2 rRNA genes are annotated in these 329 nt (G+C 45.0%); both read right to left on the bottom strand.

The annotated features are described in order from the left end of the window. Nucleotides 1–73: ribosomal RNA gene (gene rrf / locus AW165_RS18750) — 5S ribosomal RNA — on the bottom strand; the annotation flags it as partial. A 92-nt stretch (nucleotides 74–165) separates the two neighbouring features. Beyond that, nucleotides 166–329, bottom strand: a 23S ribosomal RNA gene (locus AW165_RS18745); the annotation flags it as partial.

Here is a 329-nt window from a genome sequence, read left to right as displayed (position 1 = left end):
ATCGGCGCTAATTCGTTTCACTTCTGAGTTCGGAATGGAAGTCAGGTGGGTCCAAATCGCTATGGTCGCCAAGCAAATTCTTTAATTCGGAAAACTGATGTTAAGTTCTATTTATACACATTCAATGTTCTTGCATTGAGTCCATCAAAACCCCTTGGGTGTTGTATGGTTAAGCCTCACGGGCAATTAGTACAGGTTAGCTCAACGCCTCACAACGCTTACACACCCTGCCTATCAACGTTCTAGTCTCGAACAACCCTTTAGGATACTTAAAGTATCAGGGAAGACTCATCTCAGGGCTCGCTTCCCGCTTAGATGCTTTCAGCGGT

The sequence above is a fragment of the Acinetobacter sp. LMB-5 genome, from assembly GCF_001541635.1.
Classification (GTDB): domain Bacteria; phylum Pseudomonadota; class Gammaproteobacteria; order Pseudomonadales; family Moraxellaceae; genus Acinetobacter; species Acinetobacter pittii.
The sequence above is the reverse complement of the archived record's forward strand: the minus strand, read 5'-3'. Positions and strand labels throughout refer to the sequence as shown.